Below are 6883 nucleotides of genomic sequence, written 5' to 3' on the forward strand. Positions count from 1 at the left end.
TATATTGTACAAAAATAATACATAAAAACAAATTATGTTCAAATAATAAAAAATGTATAAAAATTGTAAATTCTTAAAACAAAATAGTACATACAAAAAAAAACAAAATTGATATAATTTTCTTACAATATTTTTAAAGGATATAAAAGATGACAAGTGCAGGAAAAAAATTTAGAGAAGCCCTAAAAGCTTCAAGTCCACTACAAATTGTTGGAACAATTAATGCATACCAAGCATTACAAGCAACAAAAGTAGGTCACAAAGCTATTTACTTAAGTGGTGGAGGAATTGCAAATGCTTCTTATGGTTTACCAGATTTAGGTATGACAATGATTGAAGATGTTTGTATTGATATTAGAAGAGTTACTTCTATTTGTGATACTCCATTAATCGTTGATGCTGATACAGGTTGGGGACATGCATTTAATGTGGCTCGTACTGTTAAAGAGTTTATTAGAAGTGGTGCTGCTGGAATGCACATTGAAGATCAAGTTGCTGCAAAAAGATGTGGTCATAGACCAAATAAAGAGTTAGTATCTACTGAAGAGATGTGTGATAGAATCAGAGCTGCTGTTGATGCTAAAAAAGAGTTAGATCCTGATTTCTACATTATTGCAAGAACTGACGCACATGCAAGTGAAGGACAAGCTGCTGCAATTGCTAGAGCTAAAGCTTATGTTGAAGCTGGAGCTGATGCTATTTTTGCTGAAGCTGTTCACACTTTAAAAGAGTATAAAGAGTTTACAGATGCTATGACTGTACCAGTTTTAGCAAATATTACTGAGTTTGGAGCAACTCCTTTATTTACAACTGAAGAGTTAGCAAGTGTTGGAATTGCAATGGTTCTTTACCCACTTTCAGCATTTAGAGCAATGAACAAAGCTGCATTAAATGTTTATCAAGAGTTAAAAGATAAAGGAACTCAAGAAGGTGTTATTAGTACAATGCAAACAAGAATGGAGTTATACGATATGTTAAACTACCACGCTTATGAGCAAAAAATGGATGAATTATTTTCTAAAGGTAAAGCTAAGTAATTAGCTTTGAACATTTTATTTAAAATTAAATCAAACTAAGGAGAAAATATGAGTACTATGAGTACAGAGTTTAAACCAAAAAAATCTGTTGCACTTTCAGGTGTAGCAGCTGGAAGTACAGCATTATGTACAGTTGGAAATACAGGAAATGATTTATATTATAGAGGATATGATATTTTAGAGTTTGCTGAAAAAGCTGAATTTGAAGAGATTGCATATTTAATCGTTCATGGTGAATTACCAAATAAAGAGCAGTTAAAAGCATATAAAGCAAAACTTAGATCTTTTAGAGATATTCCAGAAGGTGTAAAAATTGCATTAGAGCAATTACCAAAAACTTGTCATCCAATGGATGTTATGAGAACAGGTTGTTCAGTTCTTGGAGCATTAAATCAAGAAGATGAGTCTCATCCAAAAGCTGAAGCTCAAGATATTATCAATAAATTAATGGCATCTTTTGGTTCTATGCTTTTATACTGGTATCATTTTGCATACAATGGAAAAAGAATTAATGTTGTAACTGATGATGATACAATTGGTGGACATTTCTTACACTTATTACATGGTGAAAAACCAAGAGAATCTTGGGTTAAAGCTATGCATGTATCTTTAATTTTATATGCTGAGCATGAATTTAATGCTTCAACATTTACTTCAAGAGTAATTGCTGGAACAAATTCAGATATGTATTCTTGTATTACTGGTTCTATTGGTGCTTTAAGAGGTCCAAAACACGGTGGTGCTAATGAAGTTGCATTTAGAATTCAAGAAAGATACTCTTCAGCAGATGAAGCAGAAAAAGATATTAAAGAAAGAATTGCTAAAAAAGAGATTATCATTGGATTTGGACACCCTGTTTATGCTACAAGAGATCCAAGAAATGTAGTTATCAAAAAAGTTGCAAAAGAGCTATCTGAAGAGAATAAAAATATGTTAATGTATGATGTAGCTGCGAGACTTGAAGAAGTTATGTGGGATCAAAAGAAAATGTTCCCAAATCTTGACTGGTTCTCTGCTGTTTCATATAATCAAATGGGAATTCCAACAGATATGTTTACTCCAATCTTTATTATCGCAAGAGTTACAGGATGGGGTGCACACGTAATTGAACAAAGAGAAGATGGAAAAATTATTAGACCATCAGCTAACTATACAGGACCAGAGCCAAGAGCTTATGTCCCACTAGAAGATAGAAAATAATCTTTAAAATTTAGGCTAAATTTAGCCTAAATTTTTTTTTACAATAAACTTTAAAAAATAGAAAACGGAAAATAAAATGACAAACGAAAAATATCTTAAACAATTAGATGGTTTAGATACTAAATATTATGATGTAAAAAGTGCAGTTGAAGATATCACTCCTGGTTCTTTTGCAAAACTTAACTACACATCAAGAGTATTAGCAGAAAACTTACTTAGAAAATGTCCAAGTGAAGATTTAAAAGATTCACTTATTCAATTAATAGAAAAAAGAACAGACAAAGATTTCCCTTGGTATCCATCAAGAGTTATCTGTCATGATATCTTAGGGCTTACAGCTTTCGTTGATTTAGCAGGGCTAAGAGAAGCAGTTGCAAGTAAAGGTGTAGATCCACAAAAAATTAATCCAGTTGTTCCAACTCAATTAATCGTTGACCACTCATTAGCAGTTGAGTGTGGTGGATTTGATCCAGATGCTTTCCAAAAAAATAGAGATATTGAAGATAGAAGAAATGCGGATAGATTTGATTTCATTAACTGGACTAAAAAAGCATTTGATAATGTAGATGTTATTCCTCCAGGAAATGGTATTATGCACCAAATTAACCTTGAGAAAATGTCTCCAGTTATTCACAATATTGATGGTATTGCATCTCCTGATACACTTGTTGGAACTGATTCACACACACCTCATGTTGATGCTCTTGGAGTTATTGCTGTTGGAGTTGGTGGACTTGAAGCTGAAAATGTAATGCTTGGAAATCCATCTTATATGAGGGTTCCAGAAATCATTGGAGTTGAAATTACTGGTACTAGAGGTGCTGGAATTACGGCTACTGATATAGCTTTATCTTTAACTTCTTTTCTAAGAGATAACAATGTTATTTCTGCATATTTAGAGTTTTATGGAAGCGGAATTAAATATCTTGATTTAGGAGATAGAGCAACTATTTCAAATATGACTCCTGAGTATGGTGCAAGTGCTGCTATGTTTGCTATTGATGATAGAACTATTGATTATTTAAGAATCACTGGAAGAAGTCCTGAGCAAGTAAAATTAGTTGAAACTTATGCAAAAGCAAATGGTCTATGGGCAGATACTTTAAGTGAAGCAACATATGCAAGAACAATTAAATTTGATTTAACTACTGTTACAAGAACATTAGCAGGTCCATCTCAACCACATAAACTTCTTCCTGTATCAGCTCTTGATGATAGAGGAATTGCTAAAAAAATCGAAATTTCAAATGATGTTATGCCAGATGGTGCGGTTTTAATTGCTGCTATCACATCATGTACAAACACATCAAATCCAAGAAACGTTGTTGCAGCTGGATTATTAGCTAAAAAAGCAAATGAGCTTGGACTTACAAGAAAAAGATGGGTAAAATCTTCACTTGCTCCAGGTTCAAAAGTTTCTGAAATTTATTTAAAAGATTCAGGTCTTTTAGGTGAATTAGAGAAATTAGGATTTGGAATTGTAGGATTTGCATGTACAACATGTAACGGTATGAGTGGTGCACTTGATCCTAAAATTGAAGCTGAAGCAACAGCAAGTGGTGTTTATACAACTGCTGTTTTATCAGGAAATAGAAACTTTGATGGAAGAATTCACCCATTTATTAAAGAGGCATTCTTAGCTTCACCTCCACTTGTAGTTGCATATGCACTTGCTGGAAGTATTAGAGTTAATATTGAAACAGGTGTTATTGGAATTGATAAAAATGGAAATGAAGTAAGACTTAAAGATCTTTGGCCAAGTGATGAAGAGATTGATGCAATTGTTTACAAATCTGTAAAACCAGAGATGTTTGCAAAAATATATGATCCAATGTTTGCAAAATCAGACAAAGGTGAAAAAGCTGAACCATTTTATAAATGGGATGCAAAATCAACATATATTCAAAAACCACCATACTGGGAAGATGCATTTATGAGTATGCCAGCTCTTAAAAACTTAAGACCACTTGGAGTATTCCCAAATGATATTACAACAGACCACTTATCACCTTCAAATGCTATTCAAGCAAACAGTGCATCTGGTGAGTATTGTTTAAAAATGGGATTGCCACTTGAGGATTTAAACTCTTATGCAACACATAGAGGTGACCATAACACAGCACTTAGAGCAACTTTAGCAAATCCAAAACTATACAATGAAATGGTTAAAGATGAGAATGGTAAAGTTAAACAAGGAAGCCTAACAAAAATTATGCCAGAAGGCAAAGAGTCAAGAATGTGGGAAGCAATAGAGACTTATATGGAAAGAAAACAACCATTAATTATCGTTGCTGGAACAAACTATGGTCAAGGAAGTTCAAGAGACTGGGCAGCTAAAGGTGTAAGACTTGCAGGTGTTGAAGTTGTAATTGCTGAATCAATTGAAAGAATTCATAGAACTAACCTTGTTGGAATGGGTGTTTTACCACTACAATTTAAAAAAGGTGATACAAGACACACTTACAACATAGATGGAACAGAGACATTTGATATATTAGGAAACATTGAACCAAGAGGTGATTTAACAGTTTCTATGACTAGAGCAAATGGTGAAAAAGTAGAGTTCAAAGTAACTTGTAGATTAGATACAACTGCAGAAGTTGAAGTTTACAAAGCTGGTGGAATTTTACAAAAATTCGCAAAAGATGTTATTGCTGAAAACAAATAACTATTAAGCTGTTACTTTTCTTTTTACAAAGAAAAGTAACAAAAGAAAATCGGGACACCCGTTGCCTTTTTAGGGATTTTTTCAATAAATTTCTAAAAATGAAAAACTTGCAAACTAAAGTTTGCTTCAAACAGTTTCATTTTTTTAACGAAATTTATCTCGAAAATCTTTTTCCTAAAAAGACAAAGTGTCCCATTTCTTACAAAACAACTTTCCTATATAAATTTTTATAAAGCAGTTTTTGAACTATTTTATAAAATTTTAAAAGGAGAATAAATATGGCATACATACCACAAATAAGAGTAAAAGCAACATATATGAGAGGTGGAACTTCAAAAGGTACATTTTTTAATATAGCAGATCTTCCAAAAGAGGCTCAAGAAGACAGAGTAAAAAGAGATAAACTTCTTCAAAGAATAGTTGGAAGTCCTGATATTTATAAACAACAAATGGATGGTATGGGAGGAGCAACTTCTAGTACTTCTAAAGCTATTTTAGTTGGTAAATCAACTGTTCCAAACCACGATGTTGATTACTATTTTGGACAAGTTGCAATTGACAAAGATTTTATGGATTGGAGTGGAAATTGTGGAAATTTAAGTTCAGCAGTTGGACCTTTTGCTATTCATGAAGGACTTGTTGATAATGTTCCACAAAATGGTGTTTGTTGTGTAAGAATTTGGCAAGCAAATATCAAAAAAACAATTCTTTGTTATGTAACAATGGTTGATGGACAAGTAAAAGAGATGGGAGATTACTATATTGATGGTGTTGCTTTCCCTGCCCAAGAGATAAATTTAGAGTTTGCAGAACCAGTTGATCCAAGTGAAGAGTTATTTCCTACGGGAAATTTAGTAGATGATTTAGAAGTTCCTGGAATTGGAACATTTAAAGCAACTATGATAACAGCAGGAATTCCTACAATATTTTTAAATGCTGCTGATATTGGTTATAAAGGAACAGAACTTCAAGCTGATATTAATAGTGATGCCCAAGCCTTAGCAAGATTTGAAAAAATAAGATCTTATGGTGCTTTAAAAATGGGTCTTATAAGTGATTTAAAAGAAGCAGAGACTAGACAACATACTCCAAAAATTGCATTTGTTGCTCCAAAAAGTGATTTTACAACTTCAAGTGGAAAAGAGGTAAAAGCTAGCGAAATTGACCTTCATGTAAGAGCTTTATCTATGCAAAAACTTCACCATGCTATGATGGGAACAGCTTCAGTAGCTATTGGGGTTGCTGCTTGTATTGAAGGAACTTTAGTAAATGTAGCTGCTGGTGGAGGTGAGAAAACTGCTGTTGAGTTTGGGCACCCATCTGGAACACTAAAAGTTGGAGCAGTTATCAAAAAAGAAAATGGAAAATATATAGTTGATAAAGCTACAATGAGCCGAAGTGCAAGAATTATTATGAAAGGTGAAGTTTACGCACCTGCTGATATTATGGGATAAATTAAAATTAAGGCTTAGCCTTAATTTTAACTCTTTATATAAACTTTTAAATCACTTTAATTTATCTTTTTTCAAACTATCTTCTAGTTTTTTTAAATCATCAATTTTTTCTTGAGCAGTTTTTACAAACTCTTCAAATGCAAAACCTTTTTCTATAATATCGTATAAATATGTCTTCTCTTTTCTCCAATTTCTAAGAGTCCTTGCATCAATTCCTAATAATCTTGCTTTATCTTGTTGTGTTAGTTTCATAAAGAAAACTCTACAAGAAACAATCTATTAAAAAAATTCGGAAAATATTTCTTATATTAATTATATATTGGGAAAAATATGTATATAATCTTTTCTTATTTCGGAATATTATTCCTATTTTATATCTATTAGGGGAAACTTCATTGTTATTTAACTCATATGAATTCATATTTTTATTTTTACCAATAACTTTTATACTCTATTTTTATCTATTGAGCCAAAGATTAATTCTTGGTGCAAAGATATTTTTAGTAGTTGCTAGTTTGTTTTTT

5 protein-coding genes are annotated in these 6883 nt (G+C 32.2%); 4 read left to right on the forward strand and 1 reads right to left on the reverse strand.

Annotation, left to right across the window (positions count from 1 at the left end; genetic code table 11):
• Positions 1 to 149 precede the first annotated feature (149 nt).
• The 4 genes from prpB (at position 150) to prpF (ending at position 6359) form a co-directional block, all read left to right on the forward strand.
• Positions 150 to 1037 (forward strand): methylisocitrate lyase, encoded by an 888-nt coding sequence (gene prpB / locus AC5LG6_RS04175; RefSeq protein WP_066167319.1) that lies wholly within the window; start codon positions 150 to 152, stop codon positions 1035 to 1037.
• 57 nt (positions 1038 to 1094) lie between these two features.
• Complete coding sequence (prpC, locus tag AC5LG6_RS04180; protein WP_373681281.1) at positions 1095 to 2237, forward strand: bifunctional 2-methylcitrate synthase/citrate synthase; 1143 nt, start codon at positions 1095 to 1097, stop codon at positions 2235 to 2237.
• 76 nt (positions 2238 to 2313) lie between these two features.
• Entirely contained in the window at positions 2314 to 4905 is a 2592-nt protein-coding gene (gene acnD, locus AC5LG6_RS04185) for a Fe/S-dependent 2-methylisocitrate dehydratase AcnD (RefSeq protein ID WP_066405128.1), read from the forward strand.
• Between the two features lie 278 nt (positions 4906 to 5183).
• A complete protein-coding gene (gene prpF, locus AC5LG6_RS04190; RefSeq protein WP_498585777.1) occupies positions 5184 to 6359 on the forward strand; it encodes a 2-methylaconitate cis-trans isomerase PrpF in 1176 nt (391 codons plus the stop codon).
• Positions 6360 to 6410: 51 nt separating this feature from the next.
• Here the strand turns inward: prpF and AC5LG6_RS04195 are convergent, their stop codons facing one another.
• Complete coding sequence (locus AC5LG6_RS04195; protein WP_066167308.1) at positions 6411 to 6611, reverse strand: helix-turn-helix domain-containing protein; 201 nt, start codon at positions 6609 to 6611, stop codon at positions 6411 to 6413.
• Between the last annotated feature and the right edge of the window lie 272 nt (positions 6612 to 6883).

This window comes from Arcobacter thermotolerans, from assembly GCF_983172305.1.

Excerpts from the sequence above, each read along its gene's own strand:
- prpB (WP_066167319.1), top strand. The coding sequence starts at position 150 with ATGACAAGTGCAGGAAAAAAATTTAGAGAAGCCCTAAAAGCTTCAAGT.
- prpC (WP_373681281.1), top strand. The coding sequence starts at position 1,095 with ATGAGTACAGAGTTTAAACCAAAAAAATCTGTTGCACTTTCAGGTGTA.
- acnD (WP_066405128.1), top strand. The coding sequence starts at position 2,314 with ATGACAAACGAAAAATATCTTAAACAATTAGATGGTTTAGATACTAAA.
- prpF (WP_498585777.1), top strand. The coding sequence starts at position 5,184 with ATGGCATACATACCACAAATAAGAGTAAAAGCAACATATATGAGAGGT.
- AC5LG6_RS04195 (WP_066167308.1), bottom strand. The coding sequence starts at position 6,611 with ATGAAACTAACACAACAAGATAAAGCAAGATTATTAGGAATTGATGCA.